Here is a 26098-nt window from a genome sequence, read left to right as displayed (position 1 = left end):
CTCGGCGCGGGGCGTTGCGACCGCGCGGTGGCCACGCCAGGATGTGCGGCATGACGTCGCCCGCACCCGCCCCCCGTCCTCGTCCCGGCAGCCGTGGCGCAGTGCTCGGGCTCGCGGGCGGGGTGCTCCTCGTGGGCGTGGGGGCGTGGCTCGCGTCGCGGTCCTACTGGTGGACCTCGTTCGGGTGGTTCGCCTACGCGCCGCTGTCGGGCGAGACGTTCGCGCCGCCGAGGCCGTGGGCGCAGACCCTCGGGATGGTCGCGGTCGGCATCGGGCTGCTGGTGCTCGGCTTTGTCGCCGGGTGGGTGGTCGCGGGGCGTCGGGGCGGACAGGCTGAGCCGAGCGACCCGTCGAGGTAGAGGGCCGCGGGAGAATCGTCCCGTGACCACCGTGGAGCCTCCCTACCGACTGGCCCTCCTCGACCTCGACGGCACCCTGACCGACTCGGCCCCCGGCATCCTGTCCTCGGTCCGCCACGCCTACGCGACCCTAGGGATCGAGCTGCCGACCGACGCTGCCCTGCAGCGCTTCGTCGGCCCCCCGCTCGCCGAGTCGTTCGCGCGGCACGGCGTCCCGGCCGACCGGGTCCCCGAGGCGGTCGCGGCCTACCGCGACGTCTACGCCGCCGGACGCATGATGGAGAACTCGCTCTACCCCGGCATCCTCGAGTGTCTGACGGCGGCACTCGACGCAGGCGTCCGGCTCGCGGTCGCCACGTCCAAGCCCGAGGTCTACGCGCGCCGCATCACCGCTCACTTCGGGATCGACACGCACGTCGAGGGCGTCTACGGCGCGACCCTCGACGGGACGCGCGGCTCGAAGGCCGACGTGATCGAGCACGCGCTCACCTCCCTCGCGGCATCGCCGGGCGGGCTCCCCTCGTGGGAGGAGATCGTCATGGTCGGCGACCGGGAGCACGACGTGCTCGGGGCCGCCGCGCACGGCATCGGCTGCCTCGGCGTCTCGTGGGGCTATGCGGTGCCGGGCGAGCTCGAGGAGGCGGGTGCCGTGCGGGTCGTGACGACCACCGACGAGCTGGCACGGGTCCTGCGAGGGGAGTGACGCCGTCGGGAACGAGGTTGACCTTGACGTAGCGTCAACTTCTAGGGTCGATCGTGCCGCCTCACCCGAGGCATCCAGCACCCAGGAAAGGAGGAGAGCGCATGACCGCACGCACACCGGGGACCGCGACCGACTGGTCCATCCAGGAGATCGCCCGCCTCGCCGGGACCACGAGCCGCACGCTGCGCCACTACGACGACGTCGGGCTGCTCCCGCCCAGCAGGGTCGGGCACAACGGCTACCGGTACTACGACGGGCCCGCGCTCGTCCGCCTCCAGCGGATCCTCCTCCTGCGGGACCTCGGCGTGAGCCTCCCGGCCGTCGCCGAGATCCTGGGGCGGGACGACGAGGAGAGCCCCGCCGTGCAGGCGCGGGCTCTGCGGACCCACCTGGACGCCCTCCGGGCCGAGCAGCAGCGGCTGGCGCGACAGATCGCGTCGGTCGAGCGCACGATCACGACCATGGAAGGAGGTGGGCGACTCATGGCGGACGACATGTTCGACGGGTTCGACCACACGAAGCACGAGGCAGAGGTCACCGAGCGGTGGGGGGCCGAGGCCTACCGGACGGGCGACACCTGGTGGCGCGGGCTCTCCGCGCAGGACAAGACGGCCTACCAGGAACGGACCCGGCAGCTCGCGGCGGACTGGACGGCCGCCGCGCAGGCGGGCGTCACCCCGGACAGCGACGAGGCGCAGGCGCTCGCGCAGCGCCACGTCGAGTGGCTGAGCAGCATCCCGGGCACCCCGGGCCACGGTGGGGCGCCGGTCAAGGAGTACGTCGTCGGGCTGGGTGAGATGTACGTGGCCGACGAGCGGTTCGCGGCGAACTACGGCGGCGAGGAGGGTGCGCGCCTGGTTCGCGACGCCCTGGCGGTGTACGCGGAGCGGAACCTGTAGGCACCGAGGTAGAACGTGCTGCGCGAGGTAGAACCCGGCGAGTTCTATCTCGCGCGGCACGTTCTACCTCGGCCTCAGGACGTCAGAGACCGCGTCGGCAGGATGATCGGCGCACCGCCGTCGGGGTGCTCGACCACCTCGACCGGGTAGTCGTACACCTCGCTCAGCAGCTCGGCCGTCAGGACCTCGTCGGGCGCGCCGTCGGCCACGACGCGCCCGCCGGACAGCAGGGTGACCTGGTCCGCGTAGGCCGACGCGAGGCCCAGGTCGTGCACGACGACGACCACGGCGCCCCCGGCCGCCGCGTGCCGGCGCGCGATCTGGAGCACCAGCTCCTGGTGCTTGAGGTCGAGCGCGGCGGTCGGCTCGTCGAGCATGAGCAGCCCGGTCCGCTGTGCCAGGACGCGGGCGAGCGCGACGCGCGCCTTCTCGCCCCCGGACAGCGACGGGAAGTGCCGGCCCGCGAGGTGCGACACGTCGGTCGCGGCGAGAGACTCGGCCACGACCTCGTCGTCGAGCTCCTCCAGGGGCGTCCCGCGCCAGGGCGCGCGACCCATCTGGACCACGTCGAGCGACGTGAACGGGAAGCTGAGGTGGATCTGCTGCATGAGCACGGCCCGGCGCATCGCGAGCTCGGTCGGTGTCCAGGACCGCAGGGGAGCGCCGTCGACCAGCACCGCCCCGCCGTCGAGCGGCAGGTCGCCCGTGAGCGCCCCGAGCAGCGAGGACTTGCCCGCGCCGTTGGGGCCGAGCAGCGCGCGGACCTCGCCCGCGCGCACCTGGACGGACACGTCGCGCAGCACGGGCGTCCCGTCGAGCGAGAGCGTCGCGTCGCGCGCCTCGGTCACGACGTCGCCGGCCGCCGCGACAGAGGGCAGCCGTGAGGAGCGTCGCCGCCCCGTGACCGCGGTCCGCAGCGACGACAGGAAGCTGCTGCCCTCGTGCCGCGAGTCGAGCTCGACCAGCGTGCGGCTCATGCCCAGCCTCCTTGCCGCGAGCGCGTGCGGCGCAGCAGGTAGAAGAAGAACGGCCCGCCCACGAGCGAGGTGATCATGCCGAGCGGCAGCTCGACGTTCGCGACGAGCGAGCGGGAGACCAGGTCCGCGAGGAGCAGCACCACGGCGCCGCCGAGCGTCGAGGCCGGGATGAGCCAGCGGTGGCTCGGCCCGCAGACCATGCGGACCAGGTGCGGCACGACGAGCCCGACGAACGCGATGATCCCGGTGAACGCCACGCCCGCGGAGACGAGCAGCGCGACGAGGACGATGACGATCTGGCGCAGCCGCTCGACGTCCACGCCCAGGTGGTGCGCGGCGCGCTCGCCGAGGGACAGGAGGTCCATCTGGCGGCGCAGCAGCATCGCGCCGGTCACGCCGACGACCGCGATGGGTGCGACGACCGCGACCGACCCCCACGTGGCCCCACCGAGGGAGCCGAGCTGCCAGAACACGATCTGCTCGCGTGCGGCCGGGTCGGCGACGAACGTGAAGAACGCGAGCAGCCCGCCCGCGAACGCGTTGACCGCGATGCCCGTGAGCACGAGCGTCACGACCTCGGTCCGGCCTCCCGAGCGCGAGAGCGCGTACACGACGAACGTCGTGATCAGTCCGCCGAGGAAGGCCGCGGCGGCGACCCAGGTGCCGGACACGAGCGAGCCCGCCGTGACGATGACGGCGCACGCGCCCACGGCCGCGCCCGCCGAGACCCCGATCACGCCGGGCTCGGCGAGCGGGTTGCCGAACACGCCCTGCATGAGCGCGCCCGAGCACGCGAGTGCGGCCCCGACCAGGATCGCGAGGACCACGCGTGGGAAGCGCACGACCCACAGCGTGTTCTCGCCCTGCGGGTGCGAGGGCATGGGGCCGATGTTCAGGCCCAGGTGGTGCATGAGCGAGCCGAGGACTTCCGACGGCGACACGGGCACCTGCCCGGTCATGCCGGACAGCACCGTGAGCACGACCAGCGCGACGCCCAGCCCGATCATGAGCCAGGTCGCGGCACGTCGCCGCGACCTCCCTGCGCCGGGGAGCGCGTCCTGCGCACCGGCGGCACCCGCGGCACCCGGCCCGACGGCGCCGCTCACCGGTCCGTCCGGCGCGCCGCCGGTGGTGCTCGTCGCGGGTGGGGTGCGCTGCTCGGTGGTGAGGGAGCCCGCGGTGGTGCGTGACGTCGTCGGGCCGGCGGGGCCTGAGGCGGGCGTCACGGGGTGGTCGACCCTGCGTCCGCCGCGGCGGCGGCCGAGCCGACCGTGCTCAGGTCCGGTGCGGGCACGCCGTAGAACGCCTCGACGAGCGAGGCGATGGTCTCGCCCGTGCGGGGGCCGAACGTCAGGAGGCGGCTGCCGTCCATGTCGATCACGCGCCGGTTCTGGCCCGCAGGTGTCTGGGCGAGGCCCGGGATCGCCAGCATGGCGTCGAGGCCGCCGCTCGACTCGAGGCCGTCGGTCATGACGAGGTACGCGGCCGGGGCCGCGGAGATGATGGCCTCGCTCGTCACGGGGGCGTACTGCTGGGTGAGGCCGATCGCGGTGCCGGCGTCCTGGCCGCCGATCTCGCGGACCAGGTCGTCGGCGCCCGAGCCCGGGCCGAACAGCATCTTGATGTTGGAACCACGCAGGTACAGGAACGCGACGAGCGGGTTGCCCGTGTCCGCCGGGACGCCCGCGAGGGCCGCGCAGACCTGCTGGTCGGTGCGTGCGACGAGCGCCGCGCCGGCCTCGGGGACGCCGAGCGTGGTCGCGACCGCGGTGATGCGGTCGTCGATGCCGTCGAGCGTGCGGGCCTCGTCGAAGTAGACAACGGGGATGCCCGAGGACTCGAGCTGGGTGCGGGCGGTGTCCGTGAGGAGCGTGGCGTCCGTGAGGATGACGCTCGGGTTCAGGCCGAGGATGGTCTCGATGTTGAGGGCGTGCCCGGCGCCCGTGACCACGGGGACGTCGGCGGCCTCGGGGAAGCCGGTCGGCAGGTCGCGACCGACGACGTTGTCGCCGAGCCCCAGGCTGTAGACGATCTCGCCGAGCGTGCCGTACAGGTCCACGGCGATGATCCGGGAGGCGTCGGTGACGGTGACCTGGCGGCCGTCGTGCGACGGGACCGTCACGGGCAGCGTCGGGGCGGGCGCCGTGGTGATCGGGTCGATCACGTCGTCGGCGAACGTCGCGGTGGTGGGGCCGGTCGGGAACGTCGCGGGATCCACGGTGGGGCGCTCGCCCGTCTCGAGGGCTGCGCACGCGTCGAGGGTGACAGCCTCGGCCTCGGCGGGCGCGGAGTCCGTGCTGGGTGCGGACGTCGGTGTCGGCGCCTCGTACGGGAGCGGCGCGCAGCCTGCGGCGAGCAGCACCGCGGCGAGCGTCGCGACACCGGCGACGGACGAGCGGCGCAGGCCACGCGTCAGCGGACGGCGTCGCTGCTCGGGGGACGGGACGCGGGCAGGGTGCGACATCACAGGGCTCCAGCAGAGGTCGGCCACCCACGCGAGAGGGCGGCTTGGTAAGTTGAGGCTAACCTACGCAGCCCGTCGGAAGGCGTGCCGGTCCCCAGGATCTTCTGTGATCTTGGAGACGTCGGGCGCGGTGGCCCCCGGTGCCGAACATGCGGTTGTGGTCGAGAATCCTGCGAATCTCGACCACAACCGCATGCTCGGCCGACGCCAACCGCATGCTCGGCAACCGCGAGGGCCGAGGGGCCGGGGCCGAAGCGGCAGCAGCGCTCGGTGGTGCCCGGTGCTGCTCAGTGCGCAGTCAGCAGTGGACCGCGCCGAGCTCCGCGAACAGGGCGCTGTTGAGGCGGAACGCCAGCTTGGCCTCCTCGACCGTCTCGGCGATCTGCTCGTCCGTGAGGTCGAGGGCGTCGAGGCGCTCGCGGTAGACGTCCTTGAAGGGCTTGGCCTTGGGGATCTCGTCGAACGTGTAGAACGCCAGGCCGTCGGGGCCGAGCCCGTAGTGGCGCTCCATCATGCGCTTGATGATCTGGCCGCCCGACAGGTCGCCGAGGTAGCGCGTGTAGGCGTGCGCCGCGTAGGCGGACAGCGACGTGCCGACCTGGAGGAGGCGGGCCACGTAGGCCTCGGTCGCGGGCAGGATGCGGATCTCGGTGGCCCAGTCGGGGCCGACGAGGAACGCGAGGTCCTTCTCGATCGAGGGTGTGCGGGTCAGCTCGTCGAACACGAGGGTCGCGCCTTGGGCGTCGTCGCGGATCTGGACGCTGGCCTGCTCGAGCGCGCCGTAGATCGCGTACTGCTGCGCGGCGAGGTCCGTGTAGGCGGCGACGTCGAGCTCGCCGCCCATGAGCTTCTCGACGAAGCCCGTGGTCTCGGCCTGCTCGTGCTCGGGGCGCGTGCCCTCGCGCAGGCGCAGCGACAGGGACGCGGGTGCGGCATCCACGGGGGGAAGGGTCTCGGCGGTCATCTCAGCGGGCTCCTGCGGTTCGTCGTGTCACGTGCACGACGTCGGCACGTGCGCCAGGGGGTCGGCGCCGGTCCGCGGTGTGTCGTGACACATCGTCATGACGTCGCGTCAGGAACGATACAACAGTGAGGTGAGGTTTACCTATGCTCTGTGGGGGAGGTCTCACGGAGTGGGCAGGCGGCGACGGAGCCTCACCGCGTGGGCAGCGCGTGCTCTGCGACGTCCTCCGGGTTGGGCAGACCGTGCAGGAACCGGTAGCCGACGGCCGCGACGACGACAGTGAGCCCGCCCGCGACGAGCAGCGGCGTCGTGAGGTCGACGCGTGCGAGCAGCCCGCCCAGCAGCGAGCCGAGCGGCATGGTCCCCCACAGCAGCGTGCGCCACGTCCCGTGGACCCGGCCCAGCAGGTGCCCCGGGATCGCTGCCTGCCGCAGCGACATGACCAGGACGTTCCACACCGAGGTCGAGCCGAACGACACCGCGAAGCACACGACCGCGACCGGGACCGTCGGGAAAAACCCCATGACCACGAGGGCGACCGGCCCGACGAAGTTCGCCGCCGCCATGACCGGGCCCGCCCCGAACCGGACCTTGAGCGGGCTCACGATCACGGCGCCGACGATCCCGCCCACGGCCCCCGAGAGCATGAACACGCCGAACCACTGCTCGGGCACGTCGAGCCGTTCGAGCACGAACAGCACGTCGGTCGCGATGGCCGCCGCGAAGAACAGCGCGATCAGGATGCTGAGGAACCACAGCGGGCGCAGCATGGGGTGGCTCATGATGAAGCGGAAGCCGTCGGTGAGCTGGCGGGCGAAGGTCGTGCGGACGGGCGCGAGCACCGCGGGCTCGCCGGGCCCGTCGGGTCTGTCGGCGCGGCGCAGCCGGTTCCGGTGCGCCCGGTGGGCACCGGCCGCCGCGGCGGGCAGGAAGAACGCGAGCACCCCCGCGACCGCGTAGGACAGGGCACCGATCCCGAGCGGGATCACGACGGCCACCGCGAACAGCGCCGACGTCAGGGGCACGGCGAGGAAGTTCTGCACCACGAGCTCGCCCACCTCGATGCGGGAGTTGGCGCGCGGCAGGTCGGGGCGGCGCACGATCGCGGGGACGACGGCCCGGATCGCGCCGTCGTACAGCGTCTCGAGCGCGCCGTACGCGAAGATCACGACGTACAGCCACCAGATGGTCAGCGTGCCGGTCGCGAACAGCGTGAGGAGCAGGGTTGCGAGCAGGGTGCGGGCGCCATTGGCGATCACCATGGCGTGGCGGCGGTCGATGCGGTCGAGCAGCACCCCGGACGGGATCGCGAAGAACAGCCAGGGGAGCATCGCGACGGCCGCGATGCCGGCGATGAGCAGCGGGTCGTCGGTGAGGCGGGTGGCGAGGAGCGGCGCGGCGACGCGCGCGATCCCGTCGGCCAGGCTCGAGCTGATGTTCGCCGTGAAGACGTTGGTGAAGGACCGGCCGAGCCCCCGGCGGGTGGGTTCCTCGGGGCACCCGGGGGGCGTCGGGGTGTCGTCAGGGGGGAGCGGGGGGAGGGCTGGGGGCACCGGAAGACTCTAGGCGCCCGTCGGCGCGAGCCCGCGACGGCCCGACGGCGGAGCGCCGGCCGGTCTGTCGGGTGCGGTCCTGCCGCGCCACGGCAGCGGATCCTGGCGGCTCCGGGAGGATTCGTCTACTGCGGAGCCGCAACAATAGTTGCGGCTTCGCAGAACCACACCCCTGGGGGAGGGCCGTGTGGCGAGAGACGACGGTGAGCGCCGGTGAGCCGACGGCGGGAGGCGTGCTCCGTCGTCGGGCCGGGACACCACGGCCCGCTCGCGCCGGGCGTGCGCCCTATGCCGCGACGTCCTGCGTCCGGCGTGCCACGAGCGCGCTCCTGCCGCGCTTGCGCTGCGCCGCGGCGAACATCGCCATGAAGACGGCCGTGGTCACGAGCGCGGCGACCGCGTTGGCGACGGCGCCGTCGGGCGTCCCGTGCCGGTCGCCGAGCGTGACGAGCAGCGCGAGGTTCACGAGCCAGTGCATGAGGGTCGCGAGCGCGACGCGCTGCCGCACGGTTCCGCGGCCGAAGTGGCCGAGGAGCACCGACAGGGCGACGGTCGCGAGGAGGAAGCCCACGATCACGACGGGGCCGGCCGTGAAGATCTGCACGTGCCACACGCCCCACACGAGGCCCGTCACGATGCTCGCGACCAGGAGCGAGAACCGGTTCTCGAGCAGCGGCTGGAGCATGCCGCGCCACCCGATCTCCTCGCCGGCCGCACCCACGAGGTACGTGAGCATCAGCACGACGAACGGCACGCCCGCGACGCCGTGCGCGCCTTCGAGGGGCTCGCCCTGCACCAGGAGCACGGCCACGAGCACGCCCCAGTAGAGCAGGCACGCGGCGAACGCCAGGACCAGGTGAGCGACGACCTGACGGCGCGGGACGGCGTCGGGCAGGAGCGGTGCGAGGCGGCTGCGGAAGATCGCGAACGTGACCCCGGCCCCGACCGCGGGGGCGAGCTGGACGAGCGCGAACACCGACGGGTCGATCCCCGAGGCCGGCTGGAGGAGGAGCAGCGCGCCCGACGCGACGAACGTCGCCAGGACGAACGTGAGGGTCGGGGCGAGGAAGGCGCGGGGCGCTGGAGTCGGGGCGGTCGAGGTCACGCCGCAGGCTCGCAGCCTGTCGCGCGGGGTGTCAACCCTCAGCCGGCGACGAGCTCCTGGGTGCCCACGGCCCGCAGGACGAACGCCTCGGTCGCCTCGATCGCGCGCTCGCGCTGGGCGGGGTCCTCGGGGATGAGGCGGCCCGAGAGGCACGCGTTGACGAGCTGGACCGTGGTGCCGAGGTCCTGCTCGGGGAACTCGCCGCACGCGATGCCCGCGGTGAGGATGCGGCGCAGCGTGTCCTCGACGATCACGGCGTGCTCGCGCAGGCGCTGCTGCGTGCCGCGCGAGAGCACGGTGCGCAGGTCGGGTCCGGGGGCCAGGTGGAAGACGCGCTTGAGCTGCGCCTGCTGGCGGATGTAGGTGCGCAGCTGCTCGACCGGGTCGTCGACGCCTTCCAGCGCGCGCTCCAGCGTCCCGACGTACTGCTCGGTCTCGTGCGTGATGAACCCCAGGAGCAGCGACTCCTTGTCGGGGAAGTGGTTGTACACCGCGGTGCGTCCCACGCCCGCCGCGGCGGCGATGTCCGCGAGGGAGATCGCGTCGAAGCCGCGGTCCATCATGAGGTTCGAGAGCGCCGCGAAGAGCTTCTGACGGGTCTGTGCGCGGTGCTCGTGGAGCGAACCGCCGATGATCTTCGGCATGCTGACATCATAGGCACTACGTGTCAGATTGCTAATTCGCGTCGTTCCGCGGCCCAGGACGCCGCGCGCCGAGCCACCTACACTGGGCCCCAGGACCGGCAGGACTCGACGAAGGCGTCGAAGGAGGCGATCATGACCGACCCCACGGCCGTGAGCGCCGCGCACGCCGCCTTCCTGAGCACGGGAGCGCTCCCGCCCGGCGTCCGTCCCCTCGTCGCCGCGTCGTGGCGGCGCAGCGCCCGCAGCGGCGTCGACCCCGACGTCCCGCACCCCGACGTCTCCATGTCGGACGCCGACCTCGGCCCCTACCGCGCCCGGCACCCGCTCGCGCGCGCCATGCCGATCGTGCGCGACCTCCTGGTCGCCGGGCTCGCGGGGGAGAGCGCGGTCGTCGCGATGACCGACGACGCCGGCCGCCTCCTGTGGGTTGAGGGCAGTGCGAGCATGCGCGACGACGTCGGGCGCATCGGCTTCGTCGAGGGCGCGGTGTGGCGCGAGGAGCGCGTCGGGACCAACGCCCCCGGCACGGCCCTCGCGACGGGGCGCCCGGTCCAGGTCCTGGGGGCCGAGCACTTCACGCGCCCCGTCCAGTCGTTCAACTGCGCGGCGGCCCCGGTCCGCGACCTGCGCACGGGGCGCATCCTCGGGGTCCTCGACGTCACGGGCGGCCAGGTCGCGGCGTCAGGCCTCGTGCTGTCCCTCGTGCGCGCCTCGGTCGCCGCGGTCGAGCGCGAGCTCGCCGAGCGGTCCGAGCAGTTCGAGCAGAGTGCCGCCGGCTCGCTGATCGACCCCTTCGCGCCGCGCCTCGACGTGCTCGGCGTGTCCAACGGGGTGCTCCGCGCCGCGCCGGGCGCAGCAGCGGGCTGGCCCGCCCCGGGCACCTACGCGTCCGCGCCCGACGGCGGCACGCACGCTGCGCCGTCGGGCCGGCTGAGCCTTCGCCACAGCGAGATCCTGCTGCTGCTCGCCGCGTCTCCGCGGGGGCTCGGCGCCGACGAGCTGGCCGTCCTGCTGCACCCCGGCGAGCTGTCCGACGTGACGGTGCGCGCGGAGGTGTCGCGGCTGCGGCGGGCCGTCGGGCCGCTGCTGGGCGGGTCGCGGCCCTACCGGCTCGGGGCGCCGCTGCGCACCGACCTCGACACCGTGCGCGACCTCCTCGCCGCGGGCGACGTCCACGCCGCGCTGACCGCGTACCCGGGCCCGGTGCTGCCGCGGTCGGTCGCGCCGGGCGTCGAGCGGCTGCGCGAGGAGCTGTCGGCCGAGGTGCGCGGGGCGGTCGTCGCGTCGGGCGACGTCGGGGTGCTGGGGCGCTGGCTCGCGAGCGACGAGGGCGCCGACGACCACGCGGCGTGGCGCCGGCTCGCGGCGCTCGCGGCCCCCGGGACCCCGGCGGCTGCCCGGGCCCGCGCGCGCCTCGCGCTGCTGGACCGCTCGCTGCGCTGACGCCGGGATCGTTCTGACACCGTGACTGCAACCCTCCTGCAACCCTGCGCTGCGTAACGTCCGGTGCACCCGGGCGCAACGGTGCGCCTCGGGATGTGGACCGCGCCGGACGGCGGGCAGACGGCAGGCGGCGGGCCACGCACGGCACAGAGCACTGCAAGGAGGCAGACGCACATGACCGTCTACGCTGCCCCGGGCACCCCCGGAGCCATCGCCGAGTACAAGTCTCGCTACGACCACTGGATCGGCGGCGAGTACGTCGCCCCGGCGAGCGGCCGCTACTTCGAGAACCCGAGCCCCGTCACGGGCCGCACCTTCACCGAGGTCGCGCGCGGCACGGCCGAGGACATCGACCGCGCCCTGGACGCCGCGCACGGCGCCGCCCGGACCTGGGGGAAGACGACCGCGACCGAGCGCGCCGTGATCCTCAACAAGATCGCCGACCGCATGGAGGCCAACCTCGAGAAGATCGCGGTCGCCGAGACGTGGGAGAACGGCAAGCCCGTGCGCGAGACCCTCGCCGCGGACATCCCCCTCGCGATCGACCACTTCCGCTACTTCGCGGGCGCGATCCGGGCCCAGGAGGGGTCGATCTCCGAGATCGACGAGGACACCATCGCCTACCACTTCCACGAGCCGCTGGGCGTGGTCGGGCAGATCATCCCGTGGAACTTTCCCATCCTCATGGCGGTGTGGAAGCTGGCCCCGGCGCTCGCTGCGGGCAACTGCGTGGTCCTCAAGCCCGCCGAGCAGACGCCCGCGTCGATCCTGTTCCTGATCGACATCATCGGGGACCTGCTGCCGCCGGGCGTCCTCAACGTGGTCAACGGGTTCGGGGTCGAGGCGGGCAAGCCGCTCGCGTCGAGCCCGCGCATCCGCAAGATCGCGTTCACGGGCGAGACCACCACGGGCCGGCTCATCATGCAGTACGCGAGCCAGAACATCATCCCGGTCACGCTCGAGCTGGGCGGCAAGTCGCCCAACCTGTTCTTCGAGGACGTCGCGCGCGAGAAGGACGACTTCTACGACAAGGCCCTCGAGGGCTTCACGATGTTCGCCCTCAACCAGGGCGAGGTGTGCACGTGCCCGTCGCGTGCGCTCATCCAGTCGTCGATCTACGACCAGTTCCTGGGCGACGCGATCGAGCGGACCCGGGCCGTCAAGCAGGGCAACCCGCTCGACACCGAGACCATGATCGGAGCGCAGGCGTCGAACGACCAGCTCGAGAAGATCCTCAGCTACATCGACATCGGCAAGGCCGAGGGGGCCAAGGTCCTCACGGGCGGCACCCGGGCCGAGATGAGCGGTGACCTCGCGGGCGGCTACTACGTGACGCCGACGATCTTCGAGGGCAAGAACTCGATGCGCATCTTCCAGGAGGAGATCTTCGGGCCCGTCGTCGCGGTCACGGACTTCGCGGACTTCGACGACGCGATCACGGTCGCGAACGACACCCTGTACGGCCTGGGCGCGGGCGTGTGGTCGCGCGAGGCCAACATCGCCTACCGCGCGGGCCGCGAGATCCAGGCGGGCCGCGTGTGGACGAACTGCTACCACGCGTACCCCGCGGCGGCCGCGTTCGGCGGGTACAAGGGCTCGGGCGTGGGCCGCGAGAACCACAAGATGATGCTCGACCACTACCAGCAGACCAAGAACCTCCTGGTCAGCTACTCGGCCACGAGGCTCGGCTTCTTCTAGGCCGTGCCCGCCGTCGTGGGCGGGGCCGAAAGCACGGCCCCGCCCGCTCGTCCAGCCAGCGGCTCCGCCGTCCAGTCCGCCACGAGGGGAGAAGGATCATGCCCGACGACGTCACGTCCGGCCCGCAGGTCACCGCACCCGGGGCGGTGGGGCCCTCGCCCGGCCAGGTGCTGCCCGAACGGGTGGCGCTGACCCCCGCCGCGGCCGAGCTGCTCGCCCGCCTGCGGGTCCAGTACGGCGAGCTCATGTTCCACCAGTCCGGGGGGTGCTGCGACGGGTCGTCACCCATGTGCTACCCGCAGGGCGAGTTCCTCACGTCGGAGGCCGACGTGCACCTGGGCGACCTGGTCGTCGTCGACTCGTTCTCGGAGCTCGCGGAGCCCGAGCTGGCAGACGTCGCGCTGAGCGGCCCCGCGGGTCCGCTGGGCGCCGGGATCGTGCTCGACGGGGACGGGGGCGCGGACGCCGTCGACCTCGCGGGGGCGACGTTCACCGTGCCGTTCTGGATGAGCCGCAGCCAGTTCGAGTACTGGAGCCACACGCACCTGACGGTCGACGTGGTGCCGGGGCGCGGCTCGGGGTTCAGCGTCGAGGCGCCCGAGGGCGTGCGGTTCATCATCCGGTCCCGGCTCTTCTCGGACGAGGAGTCTGCGACGCTCGCGGGCCAGGTGCTCTGAGGTCCTGTCAGGACGCGCGCGGTCCCGGGGGCTCATCGGTTCTGGCACGTGCGATCGCGGCGAGGATCACCCGCCGTGCGCTGCGCCCGGCCCGCCACCCCGTGGCAGTGTTCGGACCATGAGCAGCGAACGGTTCCGACCATGACCACCGACGCGCAGCCGCGACCCCGGGGCCCCGGCAAGGTCGTCCTCGCGTGCCTCGCCGCGGCGCTCGGCGGGCTGCTGTTCGGGTTCGACACCTCGGTCGTGAACTCGGCGGTCGGTGCCCTCAGCGAGCACTTCGAGCTGAGCGCGAGCCTGCGCGGCATGGTGGCCTCGCTCTCGCTGCTCGGGTGCGCGGTGGGTGCGTGGTTCGCCGGGTCGGTGTCCGAGCGTCTGGGGCGCGTGCGCGTCATGCTGCTCTCCGCGCTGCTGTTCGGTCTCTGCGCGGTGGCTGCTGCGTTCGCTCCGTCGGTGGGCGTGCTCCTGCCCGTGCGCTTCCTCGCGGGCGTGGGGATCGGCGCGGCGTCGGTCATGGCCCCCGCGTACATCGCCGAGATCGCGCCGCCGCGCTCGCGCGGTCGCCTCGGCGGGCTGCAGCAGCTCTTCATCACGATCGGGATCTTCGTGGCCCTCGCGGTCGGGCTGGCGATGTCGCGCGCAGCCGGGGGAGCGGTGCACGACCTCTGGGCGGGCATTCCCGCGTGGCGCTGGATGTTCCTGGCCGAGCTCGTCCCCGCAGCGCTGTACGGGCTTGCGGCCCTGCGACTGCCCGAGTCGCCTCGCTACCTCGTGGGCCGTGGTCGCGAGATCGAGGCCCAGCGCGTCCTGCAGGGGTTCACCGGCCTCGGCGACGACGAGGTGGACGAGGAGGTCAACCGCCTTCGCGCCTCGATCGGGGCGCACGCCACGTCCTCGCTCCGGGACCTCCGCGGCCCGGCCCTGGGGCTTCGGCCCATCGTGTGGATCGGCCTGGGCGTCGCTGCCCTCATCCAGCTCAGCGGCATCAACGCCGTGTTCGTCTACTCGACGTCGCTGTGGGAGTCGGTCGGCTTCACCGAGTCCGAGGCCCTGACGATGTCGCTCGTGACGGCCGGCGTCAACATCGCGGTCACGGTCGTGGCGATCGGGCTCGCGGACCGGTTCGGGCGCCGTCCCATGCTCGCGGCCGGGTCCGTGGGCATGGCGGTCGCGCTCGCGGTGACCGCGTTCGCGTTCGGGCAGGCGACGACGTCGGCCTCGGGCGAGCTGGTCTTCCCGATGGCGTGGGCGATGACGGCGCTCGTCGCGGTCAACCTCATGGTCGTCTCGTTCGGGCTCACGTGGGGCCCCCTCGGCTGGGTGCTCCTCGGGGAGATGTTCCCGCCCGCGATCCGGGCGACGGCGCTCGCGGTCGCGACGGCCGTGCAGTGGTTCGTGAACTACGCCGTGACGCGCTCGTTCCCCGTGGTCAGCGAGGCGTGGGGGCTGCCCGCGACCTACGGGACCTTCGCCGCCGTCTCGGCGTTCGCGGTGTTCTTCGTGCTGCGGTTCCTCCCGGAGACCAAGGGACGGTCCCTCGACCAGATGGGCGACGGGGCCCGGGCAGCATGACGTTCAGGACATCACCCTGTCGTACTCTTCCCAGGGGTCGCCAGCGGCTCGTAGCGTTGAGAGGCCGAGACCGGGGAGGACCGATGTTCACGCAGGTCGTCGTGCACCGTCCGCGCCCCGAGTTCCGCGACGTGACGCTCGCCTACCTCCAGCAGGCCGCCCTCGTCACGCGGTCGATCACCGGGCTCGTGCAGGCAGCGGTGTGGTCCGAGGGCGACGAGGAGCGGCTGGTCCTCACGACGACCTGGGAGTCGTCGGCGGCCTTCACGGCGGGCGAGGACGCGTTGTTCGACCTGTTCCGGAGCGTGCCGTTCGAGGAGTGGATGCTCGAGCCGCTCGACGTCCTCCTCCTCGACGAGATCCCGCCGCCCGCCCCGCAGGAGTGAGGCCCACGGGATGGACCGGGGGTTCCGCACCGCGCGACGGGGCCCTAGCATCCCGGCATGACGACGCCTCAGCTGCCCGGCCCGGCCGACCCCTCCGGCATCACCCCTGACACCAAGGACTGGACCTGGGTCCTGGACCGTCCGTGCCCCGAGTGCGGGTTCGAGTCGGGGACGGTCGAACCGGACCAGGTGGGGCCCGCGGTCCGTGCGACGATCCCGCGCTGGCTGGACGTGCTGGCTCGCCCCGACGTCGCGGTGCGCCCCGACGAGCACACGTGGTCCCCGCTCGAGTACGCGGCGCACGTGCGGGACGTGTTCGGCATCTTCGACGTGCGTCTCGCGTCGATGGTCGAGGGCGACGACCCGCTGTTCGCGAACTGGGACCAGGACGCGGCGGCGCTCGCGGGCGACTACGAGCACCAGGACCCGCAGCTCCTCGCCCGGGAGATCGAGATCGCGGGCGACCGGGTCGCGGGGCGGTTCGACGCCGTCGGGCCCGACGACTGGGAGCGGCCCGGCCGCCGGTCGAACGGCTCGGTCTTCACGGTGCGCACCCTGGGCCAGTACTTCCTGCACGACGTCGTCCACCACCTGCACGACGTCGGCGCCCCCACCTCCTGACCCGAGCCCGGCGCCCGCACCCGACCCACGCCCGTAACCTCCCGGCATTCTGCGCGGTCCTCGGGGCGCCTAGCGTCACGTCATGACGCTTCCTCCGACGGGGTGGGTCCCCGACCTGTACCGCAGTGACCACCTGCTCGCGCTGCCGCGTTCGCGCGGCGTCGCGCGCCCGGGGATCGAGGCGCTCGCGCGGGCCTGGTTCCCGGAGGCGGGCTGGGTCAGCGAGCCGACCAGCGGTCCGGCGGAGCGCCCCATGGCGGGCGCTCGTTTCCGCGGCGTGGTGCCCGACGACGTCCGTCGCCCCGGGGTGCTCCGGCTCACCGAGGGCGTCGAGGTCGTCGGGCCGTTCGTGGTGCTGTCGCCCGGCGCGCAGGACCTGGGCCTGGCCTCCTCGTCTGCCGAGGTGTGGGCGGTCCGGGTCGCGCGCTCCTCGCGGGGGCGGGTGCCGCTCGACACCGAGGACCGCGACGGCCTCGGTCGGGTCTTCGCGGCGGGTCTGCCCGACGACCTGGAGCTGCGGGTCGTGCGGTGGGCGGTCGCGGCGGCACGCAAGGTCGGCGGCAGCGTCGCGGTGGACGGGACGCAGGTGCTCACGCCGGACCCGGCCCGGGGCGTGGACCTGACGGTGTTCAGCGCGCACGCGCTCACGCCCGACTCGGCCCTGGGGGTGCTGCGGACCTTCGTCCCGGGCGCGCGCGTGGCGGCGGTCGAGGAGCGGGAGGACCACCTGGTCGACTTCGTGCTGCTCGGGGAGACGGCGTACGACGGCGCGGTGAAGCTCGTGGTGCAGAAGGTGGACAGGGTGCCGGCGGCGTTGGCGCCGCTCGACTGGCGCGAGTACGGCCCGTTCGCGTACCGGCTGCTGTGGCTCCCGACGGACGTCTACGAGCTGGAGGTCGAGGAGCCGTCAGGGCTGCACCTCATCGCTCGGGCACGCATGCGGGCGTCGCTCGCCCGCCTCGCGGCCGTGCTGCAGGGCCGGGTCCAGGGCGTCCTGGTCGACGACGGCGGCTTCGAGGTGTCCGCGGCGGAGGTCGAGGAACGCATCGCAGCGGAGAGCACGGCGAGGTTCTGGGTGTGAACAGCCCCCAGAGTTATCCACAGATTCTGTGCACAAGCCTGTGGGTGGTGACGTGAGGACGGTGTTCTCGTTGTGGACGAACCTGTGGTGAACGAGCCCGCCGAAAAAGGGTCCGTCGACCTCTTGCACGGTCGGCCCGAGCAGGACTAGAAACGTCACTATCGGCTTCGAAGGGTAAGGCAGCAGCCCCCAACGACGCCCTCCCGTACGGGAGGACGGACCGGCAAGGACGCTGGAACCACATCCCCCGAGAGCCCCAGGCTGACCGGAGAACGGTGAGACGTCCCGCGGGTCCCAACAACCCCGGGCTGCGGGTGACGACGCAGGTCCCGACCGGAACCGGAAGGCCGATCGTGAGAGGCGCCTTCCAGGAGAACAGGACGAGCACCCGCTCGTCCTGGGGAGGGCGCCGAGCCGCGACGTCGACGCGGAGCCCGGCCGGACCGTCAGGTCCGGCCGTCTCAGGGCACACGGTCATCAGCGAGGCTCCCGGCCCCCGCCGGGAGCCTCGCTGAGTACCCGGGTGACGCCAGGCCTAGGCTCGTCCCATGAGCAACCTCGAGACCCGGCCCCGCGAAGAGGTGTGTGCCGCGGGAAGCCACGCTGCGCCGTCGGGCACCCCCGTGGACGGAGCGCGCGCCGACCGCACGCCCGTCGAGATCCTCGACCACCGCCAGGTCCCGCTCGGCGGGACCCGCGCCATGGACGTGCGCCGCACGCTGCCGCAGCGCGTGCGCTCGCTCGTGGGGGCGTGGTGCTTCCTGGACCACTACGGGCCCGACGACGTCCGTGCCTCCGACGGCATGCAGGTCCCGCCGCACCCGCACACGGGCCTCCAGACCGTCAGCTGGCTGTTCGACGGCGAGATCCTGCACCGAGACTCGGTCGGCTCGTTGCAGACCGTGCGGCCGGGCGAGCTCAACCTCATGACGGCCGGACGCGGCATCTCGCACTCGGAGGAGTCGCCCGCGGGCGTGCGCCCGCCCCTGCTGCACGGCGTGCAGCTCTGGGTCGCGCTGCCGAGGGACCGGCTCGGGGACGAGCCCTTCTTCGAGCACCACGGCGACCTGCCCGCGTGGAGCGGGGCCGGAGGCGAGCGGGTCCAGGTGCTCGTGGGTTCGCTGAGCGTGGGCGGTGTCGCGCTGCGGTCGGCCGCGACGGTCTTCACGCCGCTCGTCGGGGCGCAGGTCGACCTGCCCGCGGGCGCGTCGGTCGAGATCCAGGTGGACCCGGGGTTCGAGCACGCGCTGCTCGTCGACACGGGAGACGCGTCGTTCGAGGGCGTGACCGTGCCGGTCGCGTCGCTCGGCTACGTCGAGCCCGGCCGCTCGGTCGTGACCGTCTCGGCGGGAACCTCGCCCGTGCGGGCCGTGCTGATCGGCGGCGAGCCGTTCGCCGAGGAGATCGTCATGTGGTGGAACTTCGTGGGCCGCTCGCACGACGACGTGGCGGCGGCGCGTGCGGACTGGATGGCGCAGGTCGAGGTCGCCCAGGGCGACGGGGCGGACGCGCCTGGAGCGGGCGGTCCCGAGGTCCCCGTGCCCGGGGACGGCGGCACGCGCTACGCCGCAGGGGCGTCGGGCCGAAGGTTCGGTGAGGTCGCCGGCTACGACGGCGGGCCGCTGCCCGCTCCGGTGCTGCCGGACGTGCGGCTCAAGCCGCGCAGACGGCCGACCTGAGGGCGTAAACGACCTACCGCTTCGACCCTGGCCTCTCCGACGGGTCCCACCCCGGCCGCGGCTCGCGGGACGCCACGGACGCGTCGCGCGAGCGGTACACGATGTAGGGCCGGAAGATGTACGGCACGGGCGCCGAGAACGCGTGCACGAGCCGCGTGAAGGGCCACAGGATGAACAGCAGGTTCGCGGCGACGATGTGGAGCTGGAACGCCGCGGGCACGCCTTCCATGAGCGCGGGCTGGGGCTGGAAGTACCAGAGGGACCTGAACCACGGCGAGATGGTCTCGCGGTAGTTGTACCCGTGGTTCTCGGCGAGGAGCTGGGTCTGGACGGTCGCCCACGCGCCGAGCAGGATCGACGCGGCAAGGAACACGTACATGACCTTGTCCATGCGGGTGGTCGCGAGGAACACGGGCCCGGTCGTCCGCCGCCGGTAGACGAGGATGAGCAGCCCGGCGACGAGCGCGAGGGCCGCGAGCGAGCCCATGTAGGTGGCCACGAAGTGGTACGCGCCCTCGTCGATCCCCACGGCCTCGGTCCAGGTCTCGGGGATCACGAGCCCCAGGACGTGGCCGAGGATGACGAACAGCAGGCCGAAGTGGAACAGCGGCGACCCGAGCCGCAGGAGCTTCTTCTCGTAGAGCTCGCTCGACCGCGTGGTCCACCCGAACTTGTCGTAGCGGTACCGCCACACGGACCCGACGACGAACACCGCGAAGGTCACGTAGGGGAAGACGACCCACAGCAGGATGTCGCCCGTGCTCGCTCCGGTCATCGTCGTACCTCCTCGGGCGGCGCCCCTGCGGGGGCGAACGGTTCGAGCGGCCCCATGGCCGACAGCCCGACCATCTCGGTCGGCGGGCCCGACGTCACGAGTTCGAGGTACCGGCGCTCGGTCTCGGCGTCGAGCGGGGGCAGGGTCAGGCACACGGCCTCGACCACGAGCGCGTACGGGCTCGCCATCGCGGCGAGGGCAGAGCGCAGCACCTCGATGCCCTGGCGGTGCGAGCCGAGCAGCCCCGCGGCGATGCGCTCTTCGTCGCGCGTGGTCGCGCGCGCGGAGAACTCGAGGGCCATGGGGAGGTAGTCGGGCAGCTCCTCGCCGTCGACCTCCCACCCGGCGGCCCGGTAGGCCTGCACGAACCGCACGAGCGCCATGCCGCGCTTCCGGGTGTCCCCGGCGGCGTAGTACGACAGGTACATCGAGCACTTGCGCTTGAGGTCGAACGTCGCGACGTAGCGCGCCTCGAGGGCGGCGGGCTCGCCGGTCTCCAGGTCGTCGAGGAACGTGTCGAGCCGCGCCTGCACGGCATCGGGAAGCTGCCCGACGACGTCCCGCACCTCGCGCGCGGCGGCGAGCGTCCCGGCGTCGGGGTAGTCGAGCAGGAGCGAGGCGGCCATGTGGGTGGTGCGCCGTTGCGCGGGCGTGGCCCGGACCGGCGCGAGGGGCTCCAGGAGGGGCGTGCGCGCCGTCGGGCGGGGCAGGAAGGTCGTCGCCGGGGACTTCGTGAACAGGCCCATCATCGGGCCGCCGTGCCGTCGCCGGACGTGTCCGGCCCGGGGCCGTCCGAGCCACCGGGAGACCCCGGTGGGAACAGGCCCGGGGGCCGGCCGTTGCCGTCCCAGTTGAGCAGGTTGACGCGCCCGGACGTCGAGGGGCCGTTGGGGGAGTCGGCCGTCTGACGGGCCTGGAGCACGTGGAAGTTCTCGACCGCGACGGGCACCGGGGTCCCGCTCGACGAGCCGAACGGCCCGGCGCCGCCCATGCCGCCCATCCCGGGGCCGCCGTCGAAGTCGAGCGAGCAGCTGATCTCCTCGAGCTCGCGCGCGATCTCCTGGTGGGCGGTCGGGATGACGTAGCGGTCCTCGTACTTGGCGATCGCGAGCAGGCGGTACATCTCCTGGATCTCGGTGCCCGTCATGCCGACCGCGCGGGCGATCGCCTCGTTGGGCTCGTCGCCCAGGTTGATGTCGCGCATGTAGGTGCGCATCGCGGCCAGACGGCGCAGCGTGCGCTCGACCGGCACGGTGTCGCCCGCGGTGAACAGCCCCGCGAGGTACTCGAGCGGGATGCGGAGCTTGGAGATCGCGGCGAACAGGGTCCGCGGGTCCTCGCCGTCGTTACCCGACGAGCCGACCACGTCGACCACGGGCGACAGCGGCGGGATGTACCAGACCATGGGCATGGTCCGGTACTCGGGGTGCAGGGGCAGGGCCACGCGGTACTTCTGGATGAGCGCCCAGATCGGGGACGCCTGGGCGGCCGCGATCCAGTCCTCGGGGATGCCCTCGGCGCGCGCGGCCTCGACGACCGCGGGGTCGTGCGGGTCGAGGAACACCGAGCGCTGGGACTCCAGGAGCTCGTGCTCGTCCTCGACCGACGCGGCCTCGGTCACGCGGTCGGCGTCGTACAGGACCAGGCCCAGGTAGCGCAGGCGCCCCACGCACGTCTCGGAGCAGACCGTGGGCAGCCCGACCTCGAGGCGGGGGTAGCACAGCGTGCACTTCTCGGCCTTGCCGGTCTTGTGGTTGAAGTAGACCTTCTTGTACGGGCAGCCCGTGACGCACATGCGCCACCCGCGGCACTGGTCCTGGTCCACCAGGACGATCCCGTCCTCGGCCCGCTTGTACATGGCCCCCGACGGGCACGAGGCGACGCACGCGGGGTTGAGGCAGTGCTCGCAGATGCGCGGCAGGTAGAACATGAACGTCTGCTCGAACTCCGAGGCCACGTGCTCGCTCATGTGCTGCAGGATCGGGTCGTCCTGCATGGTCTCCTTGGACCCGCCCAGGTCGTCGTCCCAGTTGGCCGACCACTCGATCTTCATGTCCTCGCCCGTGAGCAGGGACTTGGGCTTGGCGACGGGGGTGTGCGGGCCCTGCGGGGCCGAGAGCAGCATGTCGTACTCGTACGTCCACGGCTCGTAGTACTCGTGGATCGAGGGGAGCTTGGGGTTGGAGAAGATCGTCGCGAGCTTCTTGGCCCGCCCGCCCGCGCGGAGCTTGAGCTTCCCGCGCCTGGTGCGGACCCAGCCGCCCTGCCACTTCTCCTGGTCCTGGTAGGTCCGGGGGTAGCCGAGACCGGGCCGCGTCTCGACGTTGTTGAACCACACGTACTCGACGCCCGTACGGTTCGTCCACGCCTGCTTGCACGTGACCGAGCACGTGTGGCACCCGATGCACTTGTCGAGGTTCATGACCATCGACATCTGAGCCATCACCCGCATCAGTACGTCACCTCCTGCGAACGACGACGGATCGTCGTGACCTCGTCGCGCTGGTTGCCCGTGGGGCCCAGGTAGTTGAACGCGAAGGCGAGCTGCGCGTAGCCGCCCACGAGGTGGCTCGGTTTGAGCAGCACCCGCGTCAACGAGTTGTGGATGCCGCCACGCAGCCCCGACGTCTCGGCGAGCGGGACGTCGATCGTGCGGTCGGTCGCGTGGTGCATGTACACCGTGCCCTCGGGCATGCGGTGCGAGACCACGGCCCGCGCCACGACCACGCCGTTGCGGTTGTACGCCTCGATCCACTCGTTGTCGCGCACCCCGATCTTGTCGGCGTCGCGCGGCGACATCCAGATGTTCGGCCCGCCGCGCGACAGCGAGAGCATGAAGAGGTTGTCCTGGTACTCCGAGTGGATGGACCACTTCGAGTGCGGCGTCAGGTACCGCACCGCGACCTCGGCCTGGCCCTCCGAGCCCGGGTAGCCGCTCGGTGAGCGGTCGCCCAGCGGCGGCGAGTCGGGGAACAGGCGGTGCATGTCGAGCGGCGGCCGGAAGACCGGCAGCTGCTCCCCGAGCTCGGTCATCCAGTCGTGGTCGAGGAAGAAGTGCTGGCGTCCCGTGAGGGTGTGCCACGGCTTGAGGCGTTCGACGTTGATCGCGAACGCGGTGTACCGGCGGCCCCCGTGCTCCGAGCCGGACCACTCCGGGGAGGTGATGACCGTCGTCGGGCGGGACTGGACGTCCGGGAATGTCACCCGCTTGCCCTGCTCGTCGCGCGCGAGGTCCGCGAGCTCGACGCCCGTGCGTTTCTCGACGTGCTCGAAGCCCTGGACCGCGAGGCGACCGTTCGTCGTGCCCGACAGCGCGAGGATCATCTCGCACGCGTGCGTGTCCTTGTCGAGCCGCGGGCGCCCCGCCGCGGGGCCCGAGGGGACGAGGCCGTTCTTCTGCCCCAGGACCCGCACCTCCTCGCCGGGCGAGAACTGCACGCCCTTGGTGACCATGCCGAGCTTCTCGGTGAGCGGTCCGAGCGAGGCCATGCGGTCCGCGAAGGCGGGGTAGTCGCGCTCGACCACGACCAGCTTGGGCATGGTCACGCCCGGGACCAGGGGACGGGACGCGGACCCCGCGCCCGAGTCGACGATCGTGCCGTGCGGCACCGACATGGCGTCCGGGGTGTCGTGCAGCAGGGGAGCGGCCACGAGGTCCTTGCGCACGCCCAGGTGCTCGACCGAGTACTCGCTGATCTTCCGCGCGATCGTGTGGAAGATGTCGAAGTCCGTGCGGGTCTGCCACGGCGGGCTGATCGCCGGGTTGAACGAGTGCACGAACGGGTGCATGTCCGTCGTGGACAGGTCGTGCTTCTCGTACCAGGTGGCCGCGGGCAGCACGACGTCGGAGAACAGCGTCGTGCTCGTCATGCGGAAGTCGAGCGTCGTGAGCAGGTCGAGCTTGCCGCGCGCGCCCTCCTCGGCCCACTCGATCGACTGCGGTCGCCGCGCGGGCGCCGACTCGTCCGCGAGCACCGCCGAGTCCGTCCCCAGCAGGTGCTTGAGGAAGTACTCGTTGCCCTTGCCCGAGGACCCCAGGATGTTGGCCCGCCACACCGTGACGCAGCGCGGGAAGTTCTCGGGGGCGTCGGGCGCCTCGACCGCGAACCGGAGCGCGCCGCTGCGCAGCTCGGAGACCACGTAGTCCGCGGGGGCGACCCCGGCGGCCTCGGCCTGGTCCACGAGGTCGAGCGGGTTGCGGTCGAACGTGGGGTAGCTGGGCATCCAGCCGCGCTGCGCCGACTCGACCAGGCAGTCGGCCGTGGTCCGGCCCGCGAAGAGACCTGAGCCCAGCGGTGTCGCGAGCGCGTCCGCCGGCAGCCCGTCGTAGCGCCACTGGTCCGTGGCGACGTACCAGAACGCCGTGCCGATCATCTGGCGCGGGGGCCGCGACCAGTCCAGGCCGCCCGCGTACTGCGCCCATCCGGTGACGGGCCGACACTTCTCCTGCCCGACGTAGTGCGCCCAGCCGCCGCCGTTGACGCCCTGGCAACCCGTCATGGTCGTCAGCGCGAGCATGGCCCGGTAGATCGTGTCGGCGTGGAACCAGTGGTTCGCCCCGGCGCCCATGATGATCATCGAGCGCCCGCCCGACCGCTCGGCGTTGTCCGCGAACTCGCGCCCGATCCGTGCGGCCGCCGCCGCCGGGACCCCCGTGAACTGCTCCTGCCACGCCGGGGTGCCGGGCGAGTCCGCGTCGTCGTAGCCCGAGGGCCACTCGCCGGGCAGGTCCAGGTCCTCGCGGTTCACGCCGTAGCGGGCGAGCAGCAGGTCGAACACCGTGGTCACCAGGTGCCCGCCCACGCGCCGGACCGGCACGCCGCGCGTGACCGAGCCCGCGCCGCCGGTGTGCATCCCGGTCTCGCCCTGGTCGGGGTCGGGGGACAGGTCGAAGCGCGGCAGGTCCACACGGACGGCGGTGTGGTGGGACGCGCCGTGCGTCTCGTGCGCGGCCCCCGGGATCCCCGGAGCGCCCGCCACGCCGTCCGCGACGGACAGCAGCGGGACCACGCCCTCCAGGTCGAGGTTCCACCTGCCCTCGTCGGCCTCGCCGAACCGGTGCCCGAGCGTGCCGTTGGGGATGACGACGCCCCCGTCGGCGTCGAGCAGGACGGGCTTGAAGGCCGCGTTGGCGGCGCTCGCGGCTCCTGGCAGCACGTCGTCGCCCAGGTCGGCCGCGGTGAGGAACTTGTCCGGGACGTAGGTGATGCGTCCCGCGGTGTGAGCTCCGCCGTCGGGCCCCGAGGAGGTCGACGCCGGGCTCGGCGTGAGCGTGACCAGGAACGGCGAGTCCGTGTATCTCCTCAGGTAGTCCACGAACGGCGCCGTGCGACGTTCCACGTGGAACTCCCGCAGGATGACGTGGCCCATCGCGAGGGCGAGCGCGCCGTCGGTGCCGGGGTGCACCGCGAGCCACTCGTCCGCGAACTTGGTGTTGTCCGCGTAGTCGGGCGAGACCACGATCACCTTCTGGCCGCGGTAGCGGGCCTCGGCCATGAAGTGCGCGTCCGGGGTACGGGTCACGGGGATGTTCGAGCCCCACATGATGCAGTACGACGAGTTCCACCAGTCGGCGGACTCGGGCACGTCGGTCTGGTCGCCGAACACCTGCGGGGAGGCGACCGGCAGGTCCGCGTACCAGTCGTAGAACGACAGCATCGCGCCGCCCAGCATCGAGATGAACCGTGCGCCCACGCCGTGCGAGACCATCGACATCGCCGGGATGGGCGAGAAGCCCGCGATGCGGTCCGGGCCGTAGGTCTTGATCGTGTGGACGTGGGCCGCCGCGACGATCTCCGCGGCCTCCTCCCACGACGCTCGGACCAGGCCGCCCTTGCCGCGCGCCTGCTTGTACGCGCGCGCCGTCTCGGGGTTCCCCGTGACCTCGGCCCACGCGCGCACGGGGTCGCCCGTGCGCGCCTTCGCGTCGCGGAACGCGCGCAGCAGCACGCCCCGCACGTACGGGTAGCGGACCCGCGTCGGGGAGTACGTGTACCAGCTGAAGGCCGCGCCGCGCGGACAGCCGCGCGGCTCGTACTCGGGCGAGTCCGGGCCGACCGACGGGTAGTCCGTCTGCTGCGTCTCCCACGTGATGATGCCGTCCTTGACGTACACCTTCCACGAGCACGACCCGGTGCAGTTCACGCCGTGCGTCGAGCGCACCACCTTGTCGTGCGACCACCGGTCCCGGTAGAAGACGTCGCCCTCGCGACCCCCCTGGAGGAACAGCTGGCGCAGGTCCGGCGAGACCTCGCCGCGGCGCAGGTGCTTGCCGAGCCGGAGCAGGGCGTCCTCACCGCTGCCCCCCGGGGACTCAGGGCGTGGGGCGTCCGCGGCGCGGGCGTCGGTGCCCGGGCCGGGGACGGTGGACTGCGACATGCGACCTCCTGGGGCGAGCAGGACCGTGCGTGTACGTTCGTCTGCCTCGCAGTATGCCCACGTCCCGCAGGGTTCTGCCTGGGGAGCAGGGTCACGTCGCCCGGTGCGCCGCGATTGTCT

At 72.6% G+C, this 26098-nt stretch carries 22 protein-coding genes; 11 read left to right on the top strand and 11 right to left on the bottom strand.

Annotated features, from left to right (window positions below):
- The first annotated feature begins 50 nt into the window (after positions 1–50).
- The 3 genes from ACZDYF_RS14705 (at position 51) to ACZDYF_RS14695 (ending at position 1961) form a co-directional block, all read left to right on the top strand.
- Positions 51–359, top strand: a complete 309-nt coding sequence (locus ACZDYF_RS14705) for a hypothetical protein (protein WP_475058511.1) — start codon at positions 51–53, stop codon at positions 357–359.
- 22 nt (positions 360–381) lie between these two features.
- Positions 382–1062, top strand: coding sequence for an HAD hydrolase-like protein (locus ACZDYF_RS14700; RefSeq protein ID WP_475058505.1), 681 nt, complete (start codon positions 382–384; stop codon positions 1060–1062).
- Between the two features lie 101 nt (positions 1063–1163).
- Entirely contained in the window at positions 1164–1961 is a 798-nt protein-coding gene (locus ACZDYF_RS14695) for a MerR family transcriptional regulator (protein WP_475058501.1), read from the top strand.
- A gap of 74 nt (positions 1962–2035) precedes the next feature.
- Here the strand turns inward: ACZDYF_RS14695 and ACZDYF_RS14690 are convergent, their stop codons facing one another.
- The 7 genes from ACZDYF_RS14690 to ACZDYF_RS14660 all read right to left on the bottom strand — a co-directional run bounded on the left by ACZDYF_RS14690 (position 2036) and on the right by ACZDYF_RS14660 (position 9668).
- Positions 2036–2938 (bottom strand): heme ABC transporter ATP-binding protein, encoded by a 903-nt coding sequence (locus ACZDYF_RS14690; RefSeq protein ID WP_475058498.1) that lies wholly within the window; start codon positions 2936–2938, stop codon positions 2036–2038.
- The gene (locus tag ACZDYF_RS14685) at positions 2935–3945 is read right to left on the bottom strand and encodes a FecCD family ABC transporter permease (RefSeq protein WP_475058851.1); all 1011 of its coding nucleotides are present in this window, start codon (positions 3943–3945) and stop codon (positions 2935–2937) included. The genes ACZDYF_RS14690 and ACZDYF_RS14685 overlap by 4 nt, the downstream gene beginning before the upstream one ends.
- A gap of 215 nt (positions 3946–4160) precedes the next feature.
- Positions 4161–5402 (bottom strand): heme/hemin ABC transporter substrate-binding protein, encoded by a 1242-nt coding sequence (locus tag ACZDYF_RS14680; protein WP_475058491.1) that lies wholly within the window; start codon positions 5400–5402, stop codon positions 4161–4163.
- A gap of 298 nt (positions 5403–5700) precedes the next feature.
- Positions 5701–6366, bottom strand: a complete 666-nt coding sequence (locus tag ACZDYF_RS14675; protein ID WP_475058488.1) for a biliverdin-producing heme oxygenase — start codon at positions 6364–6366, stop codon at positions 5701–5703.
- Between the two features lie 191 nt (positions 6367–6557).
- Positions 6558–7919, bottom strand: coding sequence for an MFS transporter (locus tag ACZDYF_RS14670; RefSeq protein WP_475058484.1), 1362 nt, complete (start codon positions 7917–7919; stop codon positions 6558–6560).
- Positions 7920–8205: 286 nt separating this feature from the next.
- Positions 8206–9024 carry a CPBP family intramembrane glutamic endopeptidase gene (locus ACZDYF_RS14665; RefSeq protein WP_475058481.1) on the bottom strand — a complete coding sequence of 273 codons (819 nt, stop codon included), beginning with the start codon at positions 9022–9024 and terminating at the stop codon, positions 8206–8208.
- Positions 9025–9062: 38 nt separating this feature from the next.
- Positions 9063–9668 (bottom strand): TetR/AcrR family transcriptional regulator, encoded by a 606-nt coding sequence (locus ACZDYF_RS14660; RefSeq protein WP_056644728.1) that lies wholly within the window; start codon positions 9666–9668, stop codon positions 9063–9065.
- Positions 9669–9800: 132 nt separating this feature from the next.
- Here ACZDYF_RS14660 and ACZDYF_RS14655 point away from each other — a divergent pair, with 132 nt between their 5' ends.
- From ACZDYF_RS14655 to ACZDYF_RS14620, 8 genes are all read left to right on the top strand, one after another.
- The gene (locus tag ACZDYF_RS14655) at positions 9801–11111 is read left to right on the top strand and encodes a transcriptional regulator (RefSeq protein WP_475058477.1); all 1311 of its coding nucleotides are present in this window, start codon (positions 9801–9803) and stop codon (positions 11109–11111) included.
- 174 nt (positions 11112–11285) lie between these two features.
- Positions 11286–12809, top strand: a complete 1524-nt coding sequence (adh, locus tag ACZDYF_RS14650) for an aldehyde dehydrogenase (protein ID WP_475058474.1) — start codon at positions 11286–11288, stop codon at positions 12807–12809.
- 98 nt (positions 12810–12907) lie between these two features.
- Complete coding sequence (locus ACZDYF_RS14645; protein WP_475058471.1) at positions 12908–13486, top strand: DUF779 domain-containing protein; 579 nt, start codon at positions 12908–12910, stop codon at positions 13484–13486.
- A 141-nt stretch (positions 13487–13627) separates the two neighbouring features.
- Positions 13628–15058: a sugar porter family MFS transporter gene (locus ACZDYF_RS14640; RefSeq protein ID WP_475058468.1), complete on the top strand. Its 1431-nt coding sequence runs from the start codon at positions 13628–13630 to the stop codon at positions 15056–15058.
- An 83-nt stretch (positions 15059–15141) separates the two neighbouring features.
- The gene (locus tag ACZDYF_RS14635) at positions 15142–15444 is read left to right on the top strand and encodes an antibiotic biosynthesis monooxygenase (RefSeq protein WP_475058465.1); all 303 of its coding nucleotides are present in this window, start codon (positions 15142–15144) and stop codon (positions 15442–15444) included.
- Between the two features lie 57 nt (positions 15445–15501).
- Positions 15502–16065: a DinB family protein gene (locus ACZDYF_RS14630; RefSeq protein WP_475058462.1), complete on the top strand. Its 564-nt coding sequence runs from the start codon at positions 15502–15504 to the stop codon at positions 16063–16065.
- Positions 16066–16147: 82 nt separating this feature from the next.
- The gene (locus ACZDYF_RS14625) at positions 16148–17146 is read left to right on the top strand and encodes a hypothetical protein (RefSeq protein ID WP_475058459.1); all 999 of its coding nucleotides are present in this window, start codon (positions 16148–16150) and stop codon (positions 17144–17146) included.
- Between the two features lie 548 nt (positions 17147–17694).
- Entirely contained in the window at positions 17695–18825 is a 1131-nt protein-coding gene (locus ACZDYF_RS14620; protein ID WP_475058456.1) for a pirin family protein, read from the top strand.
- A gap of 13 nt (positions 18826–18838) precedes the next feature.
- On the opposite strand, the gene narI is transcribed toward ACZDYF_RS14620, so the two are convergent.
- From narI to ACZDYF_RS14600, 4 genes are read right to left on the bottom strand one after another with little or no spacing between them, the layout of a single operon-like run.
- Positions 18839–19600 (bottom strand): respiratory nitrate reductase subunit gamma, encoded by a 762-nt coding sequence (gene narI, locus ACZDYF_RS14615; RefSeq protein ID WP_475058453.1) that lies wholly within the window; start codon positions 19598–19600, stop codon positions 18839–18841.
- Positions 19597–20349 (bottom strand): nitrate reductase molybdenum cofactor assembly chaperone, encoded by a 753-nt coding sequence (gene narJ / locus ACZDYF_RS14610; protein WP_475058450.1) that lies wholly within the window; start codon positions 20347–20349, stop codon positions 19597–19599. The genes narI and narJ overlap by 4 nt, the downstream gene beginning before the upstream one ends.
- A complete protein-coding gene (gene narH / locus ACZDYF_RS14605; protein WP_475058447.1) occupies positions 20346–22052 on the bottom strand; it encodes a nitrate reductase subunit beta in 1707 nt (568 codons plus the stop codon). The genes narJ and narH overlap by 4 nt, the downstream gene beginning before the upstream one ends.
- The gene (locus ACZDYF_RS14600; RefSeq protein WP_475058444.1) at positions 22052–25978 is read right to left on the bottom strand and encodes a nitrate reductase subunit alpha; all 3927 of its coding nucleotides are present in this window, start codon (positions 25976–25978) and stop codon (positions 22052–22054) included. The genes narH and ACZDYF_RS14600 overlap by 1 nt, the downstream gene beginning before the upstream one ends.
- Between the last annotated feature and the right edge of the window lie 120 nt (positions 25979–26098).

It is taken from the genome of Oerskovia sp. PE-21s (genome assembly GCF_056158145.1).
Note: the sequence above shows the minus strand (reverse complement) of the source record. Positions and strands in the feature narration are given on the sequence as shown.

What these genes read in the sequence shown, in the direction of transcription:
- ACZDYF_RS14705 (WP_475058511.1), top strand. Translation starts at nt 51, where the DNA reads ATGACGTCGCCCGCACCCGCCCCCCGTCCTCGTCCCGGCAGCCGTGGC.
- ACZDYF_RS14695 (WP_475058501.1), top strand. Translation starts at nt 1,164, where the DNA reads ATGACCGCACGCACACCGGGGACCGCGACCGACTGGTCCATCCAGGAG.
- ACZDYF_RS14690 (WP_475058498.1), bottom strand. Translation starts at nt 2,938, where the DNA reads ATGAGCCGCACGCTGGTCGAGCTCGACTCGCGGCACGAGGGCAGCAGC.
- ACZDYF_RS14685 (WP_475058851.1), bottom strand. Translation starts at nt 3,945, where the DNA reads ATGATCGGGCTGGGCGTCGCGCTGGTCGTGCTCACGGTGCTGTCCGGC.
- ACZDYF_RS14680 (WP_475058491.1), bottom strand. Translation starts at nt 5,402, where the DNA reads ATGTCGCACCCTGCCCGCGTCCCGTCCCCCGAGCAGCGACGCCGTCCG.
- ACZDYF_RS14675 (WP_475058488.1), bottom strand. Translation starts at nt 6,366, where the DNA reads ATGACCGCCGAGACCCTTCCCCCCGTGGATGCCGCACCCGCGTCCCTG.
- ACZDYF_RS14660 (WP_056644728.1), bottom strand. Translation starts at nt 9,668, where the DNA reads ATGCCGAAGATCATCGGCGGTTCGCTCCACGAGCACCGCGCACAGACC.
- ACZDYF_RS14655 (WP_475058477.1), top strand. Translation starts at nt 9,801, where the DNA reads ATGACCGACCCCACGGCCGTGAGCGCCGCGCACGCCGCCTTCCTGAGC.
- adh (WP_475058474.1), top strand. Translation starts at nt 11,286, where the DNA reads ATGACCGTCTACGCTGCCCCGGGCACCCCCGGAGCCATCGCCGAGTAC.
- ACZDYF_RS14645 (WP_475058471.1), top strand. Translation starts at nt 12,908, where the DNA reads ATGCCCGACGACGTCACGTCCGGCCCGCAGGTCACCGCACCCGGGGCG.
- ACZDYF_RS14640 (WP_475058468.1), top strand. Translation starts at nt 13,628, where the DNA reads ATGACCACCGACGCGCAGCCGCGACCCCGGGGCCCCGGCAAGGTCGTC.
- ACZDYF_RS14635 (WP_475058465.1), top strand. Translation starts at nt 15,142, where the DNA reads ATGTTCACGCAGGTCGTCGTGCACCGTCCGCGCCCCGAGTTCCGCGAC.
- ACZDYF_RS14630 (WP_475058462.1), top strand. Translation starts at nt 15,502, where the DNA reads ATGACGACGCCTCAGCTGCCCGGCCCGGCCGACCCCTCCGGCATCACC.
- ACZDYF_RS14625 (WP_475058459.1), top strand. Translation starts at nt 16,148, where the DNA reads ATGACGCTTCCTCCGACGGGGTGGGTCCCCGACCTGTACCGCAGTGAC.
- ACZDYF_RS14620 (WP_475058456.1), top strand. Translation starts at nt 17,695, where the DNA reads ATGAGCAACCTCGAGACCCGGCCCCGCGAAGAGGTGTGTGCCGCGGGA.
- narI (WP_475058453.1), bottom strand. Translation starts at nt 19,600, where the DNA reads ATGACCGGAGCGAGCACGGGCGACATCCTGCTGTGGGTCGTCTTCCCC.
- narJ (WP_475058450.1), bottom strand. Translation starts at nt 20,349, where the DNA reads ATGATGGGCCTGTTCACGAAGTCCCCGGCGACGACCTTCCTGCCCCGC.
- narH (WP_475058447.1), bottom strand. Translation starts at nt 22,052, where the DNA reads ATGCGGGTGATGGCTCAGATGTCGATGGTCATGAACCTCGACAAGTGC.
- ACZDYF_RS14600 (WP_475058444.1), bottom strand. Translation starts at nt 25,978, where the DNA reads ATGTCGCAGTCCACCGTCCCCGGCCCGGGCACCGACGCCCGCGCCGCG.